Annotated in this window: 15 protein-coding genes; 9 read left to right on the top strand and 6 right to left on the bottom strand. The window is 75.0% G+C overall.

Annotated elements, in window-relative coordinates:
* Nucleotides 1-66: 66 nt before the first annotated feature.
* Complete coding sequence (locus A8711_RS08990) at nt 67-1,719, bottom strand: alpha/beta hydrolase (protein ID WP_069087944.1); 1,653 nt, start codon at nt 1,717-1,719, stop codon at nt 67-69.
* Nucleotides 1,716-2,018, bottom strand: a complete 303-nt coding sequence (locus A8711_RS08985) for a type VII secretion target (protein ID WP_069087943.1) — start codon at nt 2,016-2,018, stop codon at nt 1,716-1,718. The genes A8711_RS08990 and A8711_RS08985 overlap by 4 nt, the downstream gene beginning before the upstream one ends.
* A 220-nt stretch (nt 2,019-2,238) precedes the next feature.
* On the opposite strand from A8711_RS08985, the gene A8711_RS08980 reads away from it, so the two are divergent.
* The 4 genes from A8711_RS08980 (at nt 2,239) to tsaE (ending at nt 6,473) form a co-directional block, all read left to right on the top strand.
* Nucleotides 2,239-3,708: an NAD(P)H-hydrate dehydratase gene (locus A8711_RS08980; protein WP_069087942.1), complete on the top strand. Its 1,470-nt coding sequence runs from the start codon at nt 2,239-2,241 to the stop codon at nt 3,706-3,708.
* Nucleotides 3,709-3,793: 85 nt separating this feature from the next.
* The gene (gene alr, locus A8711_RS08975) at nt 3,794-4,912 is read left to right on the top strand and encodes an alanine racemase (RefSeq protein WP_043328305.1); all 1,119 of its coding nucleotides are present in this window, start codon (nt 3,794-3,796) and stop codon (nt 4,910-4,912) included.
* Entirely contained in the window at nt 4,909-5,994 is a 1,086-nt protein-coding gene (locus tag A8711_RS08970; RefSeq protein ID WP_043328307.1) for an alpha/beta fold hydrolase, read from the top strand. Before alr ends, A8711_RS08970 begins: the two co-directional genes overlap by 4 nt.
* A complete protein-coding gene (gene tsaE, locus A8711_RS08965) occupies nt 5,991-6,473 on the top strand; it encodes a tRNA (adenosine(37)-N6)-threonylcarbamoyltransferase complex ATPase subunit type 1 TsaE (protein ID WP_043328309.1) in 483 nt (160 codons plus the stop codon). Before A8711_RS08970 ends, tsaE begins: the two co-directional genes overlap by 4 nt.
* Before the next feature lies 1 nt (nt 6,474).
* Here tsaE and A8711_RS08960 read toward each other — a convergent pair whose 3' ends face one another.
* Nucleotides 6,475-7,845, bottom strand: coding sequence for a lipase family protein (locus tag A8711_RS08960; RefSeq protein ID WP_069087941.1), 1,371 nt, complete (start codon nt 7,843-7,845; stop codon nt 6,475-6,477).
* Nucleotides 7,846-8,026: 181 nt separating this feature from the next.
* On the opposite strand from A8711_RS08960, the gene ung reads away from it, so the two are divergent.
* On the top strand, nt 8,027-8,725 hold the full coding sequence (gene ung / locus A8711_RS08955; RefSeq protein WP_043328313.1) for a uracil-DNA glycosylase: 699 nt from the start codon (nt 8,027-8,029) through the stop codon (nt 8,723-8,725).
* On the opposite strand, the gene A8711_RS08950 is transcribed toward ung, so the two are convergent.
* Complete coding sequence (locus A8711_RS08950; RefSeq protein ID WP_043328314.1) at nt 8,714-9,439, bottom strand: helix-turn-helix domain-containing protein; 726 nt, start codon at nt 9,437-9,439, stop codon at nt 8,714-8,716. The two genes, ung and A8711_RS08950, sit on opposite strands and share 12 nt — an antisense overlap.
* Before the next feature lie 171 nt (nt 9,440-9,610).
* Between A8711_RS08950 and tsaB the strand changes: the two genes are divergently transcribed.
* From tsaB to A8711_RS08930, 4 genes are read left to right on the top strand one after another with little or no spacing between them, the layout of a single operon-like run.
* Nucleotides 9,611-10,288 carry a tRNA (adenosine(37)-N6)-threonylcarbamoyltransferase complex dimerization subunit type 1 TsaB gene (gene tsaB, locus A8711_RS08945; protein ID WP_069087940.1) on the top strand — a complete coding sequence of 226 codons (678 nt, stop codon included), beginning with the start codon at nt 9,611-9,613 and terminating at the stop codon, nt 10,286-10,288.
* Nucleotides 10,285-10,728, top strand: coding sequence for a ribosomal protein S18-alanine N-acetyltransferase (gene rimI, locus A8711_RS08940; protein WP_069087939.1), 444 nt, complete (start codon nt 10,285-10,287; stop codon nt 10,726-10,728). Before tsaB ends, rimI begins: the two co-directional genes overlap by 4 nt.
* A 5-nt stretch (nt 10,729-10,733) precedes the next feature.
* Nucleotides 10,734-11,780 carry a tRNA (adenosine(37)-N6)-threonylcarbamoyltransferase complex transferase subunit TsaD gene (tsaD, locus tag A8711_RS08935; protein WP_030501550.1) on the top strand — a complete coding sequence of 349 codons (1,047 nt, stop codon included), beginning with the start codon at nt 10,734-10,736 and terminating at the stop codon, nt 11,778-11,780.
* 17 nt (nt 11,781-11,797) lie between these two features.
* Nucleotides 11,798-12,052 (top strand): hypothetical protein, encoded by a 255-nt coding sequence (locus A8711_RS08930; RefSeq protein ID WP_030501549.1) that lies wholly within the window; start codon nt 11,798-11,800, stop codon nt 12,050-12,052.
* A 13-nt stretch (nt 12,053-12,065) separates the two neighbouring features.
* On the opposite strand, the gene A8711_RS08925 is transcribed toward A8711_RS08930, so the two are convergent.
* Together A8711_RS08925 and A8711_RS08920 are read right to left on the bottom strand one after the other, a co-directional pair.
* Nucleotides 12,066-12,803: a DUF4142 domain-containing protein gene (locus A8711_RS08925; protein ID WP_043328319.1), complete on the bottom strand. Its 738-nt coding sequence runs from the start codon at nt 12,801-12,803 to the stop codon at nt 12,066-12,068.
* Between the two features lie 98 nt (nt 12,804-12,901).
* Nucleotides 12,902-14,077, bottom strand: a complete 1,176-nt coding sequence (locus A8711_RS08920) for an ROK family protein (protein ID WP_030501547.1) — start codon at nt 14,075-14,077, stop codon at nt 12,902-12,904.
* Nucleotides 14,078-14,084: the final 7 nt, after the last annotated feature.

Genomic DNA, 14,084 nt, shown 5'->3' with positions numbered 1-14,084 from the left:
CGTCTCCGGCCCGCCCCGGGCGGCTCCCGGATCCTTTCGGACGGCCGCCGGACGGCATCGGGCGGCTCATCGGCCCAGCACGATCCGGGCCATCCCGTCCAGCGCCGGGTTGTCCGGGTCCCAGTAGCCGGTGTGACCGTGCGGGGCGCTCGGGAACCGCCGCCCGCCGAAACCCGGCGCGCTCGGGTCGGCGCCGAACCAGAGCCGCTCGGCGTGCGGGTCGAGCACGGCCAGCGCCGGGCCGAGCGGCGTGCCGGCGAGCAGGGCGCGGCGGGCCAGCTCGTCCGGCGGACGCGCCAGCCGGATCACGTCGTCCGGCGCGGTCGACGACCAGACCTCTCCGGCGCGCATCCGCAGCTCGGTGACGTGGTCGACGCCGACGCCGGGCGAGCCGACGAATACCAGCGCGTCCGCGCTCAGCCCGTGGTCCCGGGCGGCGGCGCCGACCACCAGTGAGCCGTAGCTGTGCCCGAGCACCGTCTGCCGGGCCGGCGAACCCTCGTGTGCGGCGCGTAGCCCTTCCTGGAACCGGTGCAGAGCCGGCCCGGCGTCCTCGGCCTGCCGGGGGCCGGCCGCCTCGGTGAGGAAGTCGGGCGCGTCGTAGTCCAGCCAGAGCACCGCCGCCGCCTCCTCGCCCGGCCCCAGCGCCGCGCACCGCTGCAGCACCCGGGCGGCCCGGCCCAGCTCGTCCGGCGCGTCGGCGAGGTCCGAGGTCATGCCCGGGACGTAGGTCAGCACCGCGGCGGACCGGTCCGGGTTGCCGAGCGCCACCACCGCGCGCCCGTCGCCGCGCGGGTCCAGCCCCAGCAGGTACGCCCGCGGCAGCCCGGGCGCGGCGAGCCGCTCGCTCAGCCGGTTCAGCCCGCGCAGCGCCGCCTCGACGCCGGCGAGCCGGACCCGCCGGGACGCCTCCAACGGTCCGGCCGGCAGCGGCCGCAGCAGCGCGAGCCGCCGGACGAGCAACTGCTCCCGCCGGTCGCCGAGCAGCAGCCGGTTGGCCTGGTCCCGGGCGGCGGCCGGCACGCCGTCGAGGCGGCCGATCCGATCCGGTTCCCGCCCGACCAGCCAGCGCCGCTCGGCCGCGCTCAGCCCGGCCCACCAGCGGCTCACCTCGGCCGGCCCGGCGCCGGGGCCCGGCCGCCACGCGGGCGGGACGCTGACCCAGCCGGTCACCGTGGCGGTGGTCAGCTCCGCCAGGCGGCGAGCCGCCTCCCGGTCGGCGGCGCCGGCGAGTGTCAGCGCGCCCCGGATCCCGGCCCGCGCGTCCACCACCGCCGGACCGGCCCGGGACACCGGGCGGGCCGGATCGGGCCGCACCGCGCCGGCACGGTCGACGAGCAGGCCGCCGGACTCGGCGCGGGCCACCTCCGCGCCGAGGCGGGCCTTCGCCGCGCCCAGCCGGGCGCCGAACTCGGCCAGCACCTGGTCGACCTCGAACAGGGCGGGCAGGACGTCGGTGAGGTCGGTGCGCAGGTCCCCGATCCGCTGCTGGGCCGCGACCGAGGCGGTGCCCGACCACCCGGGCCGGAGCGTGCCGATCCGGGCGGTCAGCGCGTCGGCGCGACGGCGCACCGGCCCGGCGAGCCCTCGCCAGGCCACCCCGGCCGTGGACCAGGCGCCCGGATCGGCCCGCCAGAGCTGCGCGTACCCGACGTCCGCCGGGCCTTCGCCGAGTCCTCCGGAGCTCGGATCGGGCCGCCCGGGAGCGCCGCCGGTCACCGGAGCACCCCGCTGAGGCGGCGCGCGGCGCGCTCGTCCACCGCCTCGTAGCCGTCCGCCCCGCGGCGCAACGCCCCGGCGGTGTCGGCCACCCGGGCGCCGAGCGCGCCGGACCAGCGCCTTACCGCGGACTCCAGGTCGGCCAGCGCCGCCCCGGCCCGCCAGCCGTCCGGCGCCGCCACCAGCAGCGCCTCCGGCGCCGCCCCCGGCCCTCGGGCCAGCCGGTACGCGTCGTCGGCCAGCTCCCGTGCGACCGCGCGCAGCAGCTCCGGGTCGACGTCGAACGGTTTCTCCACCACGTGACCTCCCCAGGTCGCCCGACGCCACCCACCGGCCCCGGACACCGGGACGCTAGGCCGTCCGGCGACCCGGCCGCCGACCCCTGTGGACAACGGCCGGGGTTTTCCACAGGGCGTTTCCGTCAGCCGGTCCCGGGTTCGTACCGCCGGTAGGGTGAGGCCGTGATCGGGACAGCCGCGGGCGGGCGCTGAGCCGGCGCGACGAACGGGACGGGGTGGCATGAGACCGGTATGGCGCGTCGCGGACGTTCGCGCGGCGGAGGCGGGCCTGATAGCCACCCTTCCGCCCGGGGCGCTGATGCAGCGGGCCGCGGCCGGGCTGGCCCGGCGCTGCGCCCTGCTGCTCGGTGACCGGGGCGGGGTCTACGGCGCCCGGGTGCTGCTGCTGATCGGCTCCGGCGACAACGGCGGTGACGCGCTCTTCGCGGGCGCGCACCTGGCCCGCCGGGGCGCGGCGGTGGCCGCGCTGCTGCTGAGCCCCGGGCGGGCGCACGCGGAAGGGCTGGCGGCCCTGCGTGCCGCCGGCGGGCGCGTCGTCGACCGGCCGCCCGCCGGAGCCGACCTGGTGCTCGACGGGATCGTGGGCATCGGCGGCACCGGTGGGCTGCGGGAGACCGCCGAGCAGTTGGCCGCGAGCCTGACCGGGCAGCGCGGGCGCGACGGTGGGCCCGCCACGGTGGTCGCTGTCGATGTGCCGAGCGGCGTCGCTGTCGACACCGGCCACGTCCCGCTGACCGACGCCGGGCGGCCCCGCGCGGTCCGCGCCGACGTGACGGTGGCCTTCGGCGCGCTCAAACCGGCGCTGGTCGTCGGCCCGGCCGCCGAGCTGGCCGGCGAGGTCGAGCTGGTCGACATCGGGCTGACGCCGTGGCTGCGCGGCACCCCGGCGCTCCAGGTGATCGAGCAGACGGACGTGGTCGGCTGGTGGCCGGAGCTGGGCGCGTCGTCGGAGAAGTACACCAGGGGCGTGGTCGGCGTGGCCACCGGCTCGGCCACCTACCCCGGCGCCGCGGTGCTCTCGGTCGCCGGGGCGCTCGCCGGCCCGACCGGCCTGGTCCGCTACGCCGGGAGCGCCAAGGGCGAGGTGCTGCACCAGCACCCGTCGGTGATCGCCACCGGCCGGGTCGCGGACGCGGGCCGGGTGCAGGCGTGGGTGTGCGGCTCCGGCCTCGGTACGGGCGAGGAGTCCGCCGCCGAGCTGCGCGCGGTGCTTGCCGCGCCGGTGCCGGTGGTGCTCGACGCGGACGCGCTGACGCTGCTCGTCGACGGCAAGCTGGCCGACCGGCTGCGCGGCCGGGACGCGCCGATCGTGGTGACGCCGCACGACCGGGAGTACGCCCGGCTCTGCGGCGAGATGCCGGGGGAGGACCGGGTCGCCGCCGCGCTGCGGCTGGCCGCCTGGATGAACGCGGTGGTGCTGCTCAAGGGTGACCACACGATCATCGGTACGCCCGACGGCCGCGCGTACGTGAACCCGACCGGCACGCCGGTGCTCGCCACCGGTGGCACCGGCGACGTGCTGGCCGGGTTGCTCGGTTCGCTGCTCGCCGCCGGGCTGGCCCCGGAGCGGGCGGCCGCCGCGGCGGCGTACCTGCACGGGCTGGCCGGCCGGGAGGCGGCGCGCGGCGGTCCGGTCACCGCGCCCGACGTGGCGACGGCGTTGCGTCCGGTACTGGCCCGGCTGGGCTGATCCGGGCGGCGACGCCCGGGTGGCGACGGGCACCGCCCGCACGACTCAGGGCGCTGATGATCACTGACGGAAGTAGGCTGGGGACATGTGGCAGTCGGAGGTGCGCGTCGACCTGGACGCGATCCGGGAGAACGTGACCCGGCTCAAGGCCGGCACCAGCGCCGAGCTGATGGCGGTGGTCAAGGGCGACGGCTACGGCCACGGCATGGTGCCCGCCGCCCGCGCGGCGCTCGACGCGGGGGCGGACCAGCTCGGCGTCTGCACGCTGGACGAGGCGCTGCGGCTGCGCCAGGACGGCATCACCGCGCCGGTGCTGGCCTGGCTGCTCACACCCGGGCTGCCGCTGCACGACGGGATCACCGTCGGCGTCGACCTCGGCTGCGCCAGCCTCACCCAGCTCGACGAGATGATCGAGGCGAGCCGCCGGGCGGACCGCCCGGCCCGGCTGCACCTCAAGATCGACACCGGGTTGGCGCGGGGCGGCGCCACCGTCGCCGACTGGCCGGCGCTGCTGGAGGCCGCCGCGAAGGCCCAGGCCGACGGCCTGGTCGAGGTGGTCGGCGTGTGGAGCCACTTCGTGTACGCGGACTCGCCCGGCCACCCCACCACCGACCGCCAGCTCGCCGTCTTCCACGAGGGGCTGGAGATGGTGACGCGCGCCGGTCTGCGCCCTCGGTACCGCCACCTGGCCAACTCGGCCGCCACGCTGACCCGGCCGGACACGCACTTCGACCTGGTCCGGCCCGGCATCGCGGTCTACGGTCTGTCGCCGGTCGCGGGCGAGCAGTTCGGCCTGCGCCCGGCGATGACCGCCCGCGCCCGGGTGATGCTGACCAAGCGGGTCGCGGCCGGCACCGGCGTCTCCTACGGGCACACCTACCTCACCGAGCAGGAGACCAACCTGGCGGTGGTGCCGCTCGGCTACGCCGACGGTGTGCCCCGGCACGCCTCCAACACCGGCCCGGTGCACCTCGCCGGCAAGCGCCGGAACATTTCCGGCCGGGTCTGCATGGACCAGTTCGTGGTCGACTGCGGCGACGACGAGGTGGCCGCCGGTGACATGGTGACGCTGTTCGGCGACGGCGCGGACGGCGGGCCCACAGCCGACGACTGGGCCGAGGCGGTCGGCACCATCAACTACGAGATCGTGACCCGTTTCGGCGGCGTGCGCGTGCCCCGGTTCTACGACGGCGAGCGCGCATGAGTCTCCGGTTGCCGCGTCCGCGTACCGCCGCCGGCAAGGTCGCCGGGCTGGTCGGCGCCGCCGTCGGGGTGGCCGCCGCCGGGCTCGCGGCGGGCGTGGTCAGCGAGCGGGTGCTGGTCCGCCGGCTCAAGAACGACCCCACCGACAGGTACGCCGACGAGGTCTTCGGCGAGCAGCGCTACGACCAGGCGTACCGGCTGGAGATGCCGGACGGCACCGACATCCACGTGGAGGTGGTCGAGCCGACCCGCCCGGTCGCCGGGCACCCGACTGTGGTGCTGGTGCACGGGTTCTGCCTGGACATGGGCACGTTCCACTTCCAGCGCAAGCGGCTCGCCGAGCGCGGCGACTACCGGGTGGTCGCGTACGACCAGCCGGGGCACGGCCGTTCCGGCCGGCTGGAGAGCGGCGAGTACGACCTGACCGCGCTGGGCCACACGCTGCGCCGGGTGCTCGACGAGGTGGCCCCGGAGGGCCCGCTGGTGCTGGTCGGGCACTCGATGGGCGGCATGACGATCATGGCGCTGGCCGAGCTGTACCCGGAGATGTTCGGTGACCGCGTGGTCGGCACCGTGCTGATGGCGACCTCGGGCGGTCTGGCGGCGGAGACGAAGCTGGTGGCGCCCGCGCTGCTCGGCCGCGTCGGCTCGCCGGTGCTCTACATGATGAGCAACGCCACCCGGTACGGCGGCACGGTGATCGACCGGGCGCGCCGGTCGACCTCGAACGTGGCCTGGCTGCTCACCCGCAAGTACGGCTTCGGCACCTCGGCGCCGAGCCCGGCCCTGGTGTCGTACGTCGAGATGATGAACTCGCGCACCTCGGCCGACACGGTCACCCGCTACCTGCGGACGATCGCCACCCACTCCCGGTTCCCGGCGCTGGCCGCGTTGGCCGGCACGCCGGTGCTGGTGATCGTGGGGGACAAGGACATGATCACGCCGGTGACACACTCCGAGGAGATCGTCCGGCGGCTGCCGCACGCCGAGTTCGTGAAGATCGACGACAGCGGGCACGTGGTGATGCTGGAGCACGCCGACGAGGTGAACGCGGCGCTGGAGAGGTTCCTGGATTCGCTATGACAGTGGTCGTGGAGCTGAAGACGGTCGACGACACCCACGAGTTCGGGCGTCGGCTGGCCGGTGTGCTGCGCGCGGGTGACCTGCTGCTGCTCAGCGGCCCGCTCGGGGCCGGCAAGACCGCGCTGACCCAGGGCATCGGCGCCGGCCTGGGCGTACGCGGCGACATCACCTCGCCCACCTTCGTCATCGCCCGGGTGCACCGCCCCGACCCGGATCGGGGCGGCCGGGTGACGCTCGTGCACGCCGACGCGTACCGCCTGGGTGAGGCCGCCGACCCGCGGGCGGAGATCGACGACCTCGACCTGGACGCCTCGGTGGACGAGGCGGTGACAGTGGTGGAGTGGGGCGAGGGAATGGTCGAGCAGCTGGTCGACGCGCACCTGCGGGTACGCATCGACCGCCGCGACGACGACACCCGGGCGGTCACGCTGGAACCGGTCGGTGGCGACTGGGCCGCCCGGGTCGCCGAACTGTCCTGAGTCAGGGCTGAAGGGGCATCGTCCAGCAGTTGGAGTAGGCGGTCCGCCCGGCGAGCCGGTCGCTCATCCAGGCCACCGCGTCGCCCTGGTCGGTGATGAGCGGCACCAGGTGGTTGGTGAGGATCTTGTCGCCGAGGTTGGGCAGGCTGATCGCCTGGTAGGTCACGTTGCCGCCCTTGCGGCACCAGTCGACAGCCAGTTGACGGGCCTGCCGGTGGGGCACGATGTCGTCCTGGATGCCTGTTGCCACACGTACCGGGCCGGTGGGCTTGAGCGTGCCGATGCGCTGCCGGTCGAGGACGGCCTGGGCCTCGGGCGAGGCGGCGATGACGGCGGTGAGGGAGCGGCCGCCGGTGATCCACTTGCTGCTCCTGGTGAACGCGTACCGGAGGATCGCGTCGCCGACGCACATGGTCGAGGTGTCCTTCAGCGCCGCCCGGCCGGTGTCGTTGACGGCGGCCTCGATGACGTCCCGCAGCGCCGGGTCGGACTGGGCGAAGCCGTTCAGCGACCATCCCAGCGCCCCCACCAGCGCGCTGCCGTCGATGCCGCCGATGACCGCGGTCAGGTCGGCGGGCGGCGCGCCGACGTAGGTGCCGGCGAGCGGCACGTCGGGCGCGTAGGTGGGCTGGAGTTCGGCGGCCGCGGCGCTGGCGCCCCCGCCCTGGCTGTAGCCGTAGAGACCGACCCGGGACTGGGCGGTGACCGATGCTCCGGGTACGGCGCGGGCGGCGCGGGCCGCGTCGAGCAGGGCGTGGCCGCCGTCGAGGCGGTTGACGTAGGTGTGCAGCCGGTCGGTCGCGCCCAGGCCGACGTAGTCGGTGACGACGACCGCCGCGCCGGTGGCGAGGAGGCGATAGATCGCCAGGGCCTCGTAGCCGACGGACAGGGTGTCGCCGGTGAGCGTGAGCGGGTGTTGCAGCGAGAACGACGGCGCGCACTGGTCGCCCTGCCCCATGGTTCCGGAGGCGACGGCGACCAGCGGGCGCGGGCCGGCGCCCCGCCACGCCGCCGACGGTTCGATGTAGGCGCCGGTCACCGCGACGGGCCGTCCGTTGGAGTCGGTTGACCGGTACATCAGCCGGGTGGCGGTGCCGGGCATCGGGCGGCCGTCGAGCCCGGGGATGCTCAGGCCGAGCGGCAGGGGTTCGGTGCGGATCAGCGTGCCGTTGGTGGCGGGCAGGTCGGCGGGCGGGTGGTAGAAGGCGGGGATGGTCACGCCGCGGGAGACCACGGGCGTGGCGTCGTCGGCGGCTGCGGCTGCGCCGGATCCGGCCAGGTAGGTGGCTGCCGCCGCGGCGACGGCGAGGATCCGGAGGCCGATCGCGCGGCGGGCGGAGGGCGTGCGGGGACGGGTGTTCCTGCTGCTCACGGGCACTCCTAGCGAGCATCGATGGTGGTGGATGCAAGCTAGCAGTGGTGGTGTGGCGTAAGTAACTTGCCAGTAGGTTACGCTCCGGTAACTTTTCTCGTCCAGTACCCGGCCCGGCCGCTGCCCGGGAGTGTCGGTCGCGGCTGGTAGGAAGATGGCGACCGACTAGGAGAGGTTGCCGATGCCCGACGCCCCCACCCTGGACCTGCCGGCGCTGTTGCCGGAGGCCTGGCGTGCCGTGCTCACCCCCCACCTCGACCCGGCCCGCACCGCCGCGCTGGCCGAGTTCGTCACCCGGGAGTACGCGACCGCCACGGTCTTCCCGCCGCTGGAGGACCTGTTCTCCGCCTACCGGCACTGCGCGCCGGCCGACACGAGGGTGCTCATCCTCGGCCAGGACCCGTACCACAAGGCGGGCCAGGCGCACGGGCTGAGCTTCAGCGTGCGCGAGGGGGTGGCGGTGCCGCCGTCGCTGCGCAACGTCTTCAAGGAGCTGAGCGAGGACCTGGGCGTGCCCAAGCCGCGCAGCGGAAACCTCGACGGCTGGGCCGCGCAGGGCGTGCTGCTGCTCAACTCGGTGCTGACGGTCCGGCAGGCCACCCCCGGCTCGCACGCGAACAAGGGCTGGGAGGAGTTCACCGACGCCACGATCCGGGCGCTGGACGCGCTCGACCAGCGCGTGGTCTTCCTGCTCTGGGGCGGCTACGCCCGCAAGAAGGCGGCGCTGGTGACCAACCCGCGGCACGTGGTGCTGGAGGCCGGGCACCCGAGCCCGATGAACCCGCGCGGCTTCCTCGGCAGCCGTCCGTTCAGCGCGGCAAACAAGGCGCTCGCCGACGCGGGGCTGCCCACCGTCGACTGGGAACGCTCAGCCGGCTGACCCGTCCGGCGCCTCGCCCGCCGCGGCGAGGCGCCGGCGGTACCGGGACAGCAGCTCGGCCGTACGCTTGTCGGTCACCTCCACCTCGATCAGCGGCTCCACCGGGTACGTACGTTCACCGAGGCGGACCTCGATGGGCTCGGGCAGTTCGTCGCACATCCGGGCCCGCAGCTCGCCGAACCGGGTCCGCCAGCGGTGCTCGCCCGGTTCCTCGGGCTCCGGGTGGCCCCCGCCCCACTCCTGCCATCGGGCATCCCAGCGCTGCGCGCGGCCCCGCTCCAGGAACGCCGTGAACCGCGGGGAGTCCCGCCACCGCACCGCGATCTCGACCGCGTCCACCGGCAGTGGCGCGCCCTGCAACAGGGCCGCCGTGCCGCCCGCCAGCACGTACGGCAGGTCGCCCAGCGCGTCCATGATCGGGTCGAGCCGGAGATGATCGATCCGCTCGGTCAGCGCGGTCCCGGCCATTTCGTCAAGCGCCGCGTCCAGGTGACTGTCCAGCGGCTCGACCTCGATCCGCAGTTGCCGATCCAGCGCGGCGAGCAGACGTTCCGCGGTGGTCAGGCTGGGCAGCCGGTCGCCGCGCTCGATCCGGGCGACGGCGGCCTGGCTGATCCCGACCCGCGCGGCCAGGGCCTGCTGGGTGAGCCCGGCCAGTTCCCGTTCGTGGCGCAGGGCGCGGGCGATCTCCTGGGCCAGGCGACTCTCCGTCATCTCCGGAGGATGGCAACTCGCCGTCGAGCGATATACCTGTGAGTCATATTTATGACCGAGAGGTATATCGCTCCCAGGTCACCTCTTCCGTCGGGACACTACGCACCGTGACCGGGTCAGCGGCGAGGGCGTGCCGAGGGCGGACGGGGCGGACGGCTAGGCTGGCTTACCGTGCTCGTACTCGTGGTGGACTCCTCGACGCCCGCGGTGACCGCGGCGCTGGCCGAGGTCTCGGCGGACGGCGTCGCGGTTCGTGCGTCCCGGTGCACAGTCGACGCCCGCGCCCACGGCGAGCTGCTCGCGCCGCAGGTCGACGCCGTGCTGGCGGACGTCGGCGCGCGTCCCGCCGACCTGGCCGCGATCGTCGCCGGCCTCGGCCCGGGCCCGTTCACCGGGCTGCGCGTCGGGCTGGTCACCGCCGCCACCATGGGTCAGGTGCTCGGCGTCCCCACGTACGGTGTCTGCTCGCTGGACGGGCTCGGCCACCCGGCGGCCGCCGGCGAGCCGGTGCTGGCGGCGAGCGACGCGCGGCGGCGGGAGATCTACTGGGCCGTCTACGACGGCGCCGGTCAGCGCCTGGCCGGCCCGGAGGTGGCGGCCCCGGCGGTGGTCGCGCAGCGGGCGCGCGACCTGGCGGTCAGCGTCGCGGTCGGCGACGGCGCGCACCGGTACGCGGACGTGCTCGGCCTGCCGGTGCGGGACGAGCCGCGCTACCCGGACCCGCTGGCGCTGGCCGGTCTCGCCGCGCCGCGGATCCGCGCGGGCGCGCCCGGCGAGACGCTCACCCCGCTCTACCTGCGCCGCCCGGACGCGGTCGCCGCCACCGGCCACAAGCCGGTCCTGCCATGAGGCTGGGCCGGTTCCGCTGGTGGCACGTCGAGGAGGTGCTGCCCATCGAGGCGGACCTGTTCGGCGCCGAGCAGTGGTCGGCGGCGATGTTCTGGAACGAACTCGCCAACGGCCACTTCTACCTCGCCGCCACCGACGACGACGGCACCGTGCTCGGCTACGCCGGGCTGGCCGTCTACCCGCCCGACGAGGCATGGGTGCAGAACGTCGCGGTCCGCCGGGACGCGCAGCGGCGGGGCATCGGCCGGCTGCTGCTGGAGGCGCTGCTCGCCGAGACGGCCCGGCGCGGCGTCCGCAGCACGCTGCTGGAGGTCGCCGCGGACAACGCCCCGGCGCAGCGGCTCTACGCCGGCTACGGCTTCGAGCCGATCGGCGTACGGCGCGGCTATTACCAACCGAGCAACACCGACGCGCTGGTCATGCAGCGCAACGAGGACTGACGCGCATGGCTGACGAACCACTGATCCTCGGCATCGAGACCTCCTGCGACGAGACCGGCGTGGGCATCGTGCGCGGGCACACGCTGCTCGCCGACGCGCTCGCCTCCAGCGTCGAGGAGCACGCCCGGTTCGGCGGCGTGGTGCCCGAGGTGGCCAGCCGCGCCCACCTGGAGGCGATCGTGCCGACCATGGACCGGGCGCTGCGCGAGGCCGGCGTCACCATCGCCGACATCGACGCCATCGCCGTGACCTCCGGGCCGGGCCTGGCCGGCGCGCTGCTCGTCGGGGTCGCCGCCGCCAAGGGGTACGCGGTCGCGGCGGAAAAGCCGGTGTACGGGGTGAACCACCTCGCCGCGCACGTGGCTGTGGACACGCTCGAACACGGCCCGCTGCCCGAGCCCGCCATCGCGCTGCTGGTCTCCGGCGGCCACTCCTCGCTGCTGCGCGTCGACGACCTGGCCCGCGACGTCGTACCGCTCGGCGCCACCATCGACGACGCGGCCGGCGAGGCGTTCGACAAGGTGGCCCGGCTGCTCGGGCTGCCGTTCCCGGGCGGACCGTACATCGACCGCGAAGCGCGTGCCGGTGACCCGGCGGCGATCGCCTTCCCGCGCGGGCTGACCGCCGCGAAGGACCTGGTCGGACACCGGTTCGACTTCTCCTTCTCCGGCCTGAAGACGGCGGTGGCCCGCTGGGTGGAGGCGCGGCAGCGGGCCGGTGAGCCGGTCCCGGTCGCCGACGTGGCGGCGTCCTTCCAGGAGGCGGTCTGCGACGTGCTGGTCGGCAAGGCGATCGACGCCTGCCGCACCAGCGGCATCGACACGCTGGTGATCGGCGGCGGAGTGGCAGCCAACTCCCGGCTGCGGGCGATGGCCGAGCAGCGGGCCGGCAAGTACGGCATCCGGGTGCGTACGCCCCGGCCGAAGCTCTGCACGGACAACGGCGCGATGGTGGCCGCGCTCGGCTCGCACCTGGTCGCCGCGGGCGTCGCGCCGAGCCGGCTGGACCTGCCGGCCGACTCGGCGATGCCGCTGACAGTGGTCAGTGTGTGAGCGGGGAGGAAACCGACATGATCGTCCGGATGTGGGAGGCCAAGGCCGAGTCGTACGGCTTCGCCGACCTGATCACCTGGGTCTGCGAGACCGCGCTGCCCGAGTTCGAGCACGACCCGATGCACGTCTCCAGCGAGGTGTTCTCCTCCACCGACCACCGGCTCGTGGTCATCTCCAAGTGGCGGAACAACCCCCGGGAACTGCCCGAGCCACCGGCGCGCCTGATCGCCCGCCCGCCGCACAGCTGGGACTTCGCCCAGGTCGACCGCTGACGCCGCCGCCCCGCTAGGAGCGGCGGGTCAGCCGCCAGGTGGCGTACCCGCCGGTGCCGAGCGCGATCAGGAACACCGCCCACACCAGTCCGGTGCCGACCTGGAGCCCACCGCCGCTGCCCACGTTGGCCTGGGCGGCGGCGACGAGCGAGTCGCTCTGCGCGGGCGGCAGCGCGGCCGGCGGCAACTGCTGCCAGCGCACCAGCCCGGTGCTCTCCAGCATGGTCATGTGGTCGTTGACGAACTTGTTGGCGTCCTCGGCCAGCTTCCGCACGATCGGGTCGCGGGTGCTGGCCCGGACCGCGCCGATCACCGGGAAGATCTTGCCGTGGGCGACCCGCAGCCGGGTGACGAAGATCTGGTCGAACCGGGCGCCGGTGGCGTTCCGCATCTCGGTCAGCCACCCCTGCTGCTCTGCCGTCGGATCCGTCGGCAGGGTGGCGCCGAGCTTGTTGGCCGCCTCGACCACCAGCTGGTCCAGCTCCGCGTGCTGCTTGGCGATCTCCGCGCCGACCTCGCGTACCCGGGCGGACTGGCCCTTCTCGGCCGCCATCTGCCCGGCCGGCATCTCCCACAGCCCGGCCAGCCGTACGCCGTTGAGCAGCGTCATGTCGGCGGCGTTCATCTGCACGCCGGGGTTGGGCGCGGCCTGCGCCGTCCCGGGAACGACGCCGATCCCCGCGCCCAGCGCGGCGAGCAGCAGTACCACCCGGTGCGCCAGCTTGCGGCGTGCGGATTCCAGCGATGCCATGGTTGCGGTGCCTCCTCGGTCCGGACCGGTACGCGGGGTCGTGGACGGCCGCGCAAGCCGGCCGCCCGTCCGCACACTGGTACGGATCACCGGGCCGATCAGTTCAGCGGATCGGCGAGGAGTCGTTCGAACGCCAGCTCGGCGGCGCCGATCAGCGCCGCGTCGTCGCCCAGCTTCGGGGTACGCAGCCGCACGTGCTCCAGGCACGCGGGCAGCCCGTTGGAGTTGAGCCGGCTGCGCACCTGCGCGGCGGAGGCCAGGTAGAGGTCACGCATGGTGCCGCCGAAGATGACCATCTCCGGGTTGAAGATGTTCACCAGGTTCGCGACGCCGAAGCCGAGCCAGTCGCCGGCTTGCCGTACCGCGGTCTGCGCGCGGGCGTCGCCCCGGTCGGCGGCGTCGAAGACGGCGAGCAGCGCGTCCCGGCCGCGTGCCTCGGACCGGCCGGCGGCGCGCAGCAGCCCGTGCTCGCCGATCTCGGTCTCCCAGCAGCCGCGCCGGCCGCAGTCGCAGCGCACCCCGTCGCGGACCACCACCATGTGGCCCACCTCGCCGCCGTAGCCGCCGTGCCCCCTCAGCCGCCGCCCTCCGGCGATGATGCCCGCGCCCACACCGACGTCGCCGTAGATGTAGATGACGTTGTCGCAGCCGACCGCCGCGCCCCGGGCGTGCTCGGCGTACGCGGCCACGTCGGCCACGTTGCCCACCGTGATCGGTACGTCTATCCCCAGCTCGACGGCGAGCGCCGCACCGATCGGCTCGTCCACCCAGCCGGTGGTGGGGCTGAGCCGGACCAGCCCGTCCTCGCGGCGGACCATGCCGCACACCGCCACGCCGGCGCCGACGCAGATCGCGTCCGGCGGCACCGACTGGTGCATCTCCTTGACCGCGCCGGCGAGCAGCGGGGCGGCCTCCCCGGCGACCAGGTTGCGCGGCCGGTCCATCTCCCGGCGGTCGAGCACCTCACCGCCGAGTCCGACCCGCGCGGCCCGCAGCCGGTCCACCTCGACGCTGTACGCGTACGCGTAGACCCGCCCCGACTCGGGCCGGACGACGAGTGACGGTCGTCCGGCCCGGCCGGTCTCCTTCGGCGTCCCCTCGCTGACCAGACCGGCGCCGGCCAGGTCCGCGGTCAGCGCGCCGATGGTGCTGCGGTTGAGTCCGAGCGCGGTGGTCAGCTCGGCGCGGGTGGTGGCCCCGTGGACGTGCACGTATCGGAGCAATGCGCCCAGGTTCTGCCGACGGATCTCGTCCTGACTGGGGCCCGCGCGCATTGCCACT

The sequence above is a fragment of the Micromonospora sp. II genome, assembly GCF_001709195.1.
GTDB lineage: Bacteria > Actinomycetota > Actinomycetes > Mycobacteriales > Micromonosporaceae > Micromonospora > Micromonospora chalcea.
The sequence above is the reverse complement of the archived record's forward strand: the minus strand, read 5'-3'. Positions and strand labels throughout refer to the sequence as shown.

What these genes read in the sequence shown, in the direction of transcription:
- A8711_RS08980 (WP_069087942.1), top strand. Translation starts at nt 2,239, where the DNA reads ATGAGACCGGTATGGCGCGTCGCGGACGTTCGCGCGGCGGAGGCGGGC.
- alr (WP_043328305.1), top strand. Translation starts at nt 3,794, where the DNA reads ATGTGGCAGTCGGAGGTGCGCGTCGACCTGGACGCGATCCGGGAGAAC.
- A8711_RS08970 (WP_043328307.1), top strand. Translation starts at nt 4,909, where the DNA reads ATGAGTCTCCGGTTGCCGCGTCCGCGTACCGCCGCCGGCAAGGTCGCC.
- tsaE (WP_043328309.1), top strand. Translation starts at nt 5,991, where the DNA reads ATGACAGTGGTCGTGGAGCTGAAGACGGTCGACGACACCCACGAGTTC.
- ung (WP_043328313.1), top strand. Translation starts at nt 8,027, where the DNA reads ATGCCCGACGCCCCCACCCTGGACCTGCCGGCGCTGTTGCCGGAGGCC.
- A8711_RS08950 (WP_043328314.1), bottom strand. Translation starts at nt 9,439, where the DNA reads ATGACGGAGAGTCGCCTGGCCCAGGAGATCGCCCGCGCCCTGCGCCAC.
- rimI (WP_069087939.1), top strand. Translation starts at nt 10,285, where the DNA reads ATGAGGCTGGGCCGGTTCCGCTGGTGGCACGTCGAGGAGGTGCTGCCC.
- tsaD (WP_030501550.1), top strand. Translation starts at nt 10,734, where the DNA reads ATGGCTGACGAACCACTGATCCTCGGCATCGAGACCTCCTGCGACGAG.
- A8711_RS08930 (WP_030501549.1), top strand. Translation starts at nt 11,798, where the DNA reads ATGATCGTCCGGATGTGGGAGGCCAAGGCCGAGTCGTACGGCTTCGCC.
- A8711_RS08925 (WP_043328319.1), bottom strand. Translation starts at nt 12,803, where the DNA reads ATGGCATCGCTGGAATCCGCACGCCGCAAGCTGGCGCACCGGGTGGTA.
- A8711_RS08920 (WP_030501547.1), bottom strand. Translation starts at nt 14,077, where the DNA reads ATGCGCGCGGGCCCCAGTCAGGACGAGATCCGTCGGCAGAACCTGGGC.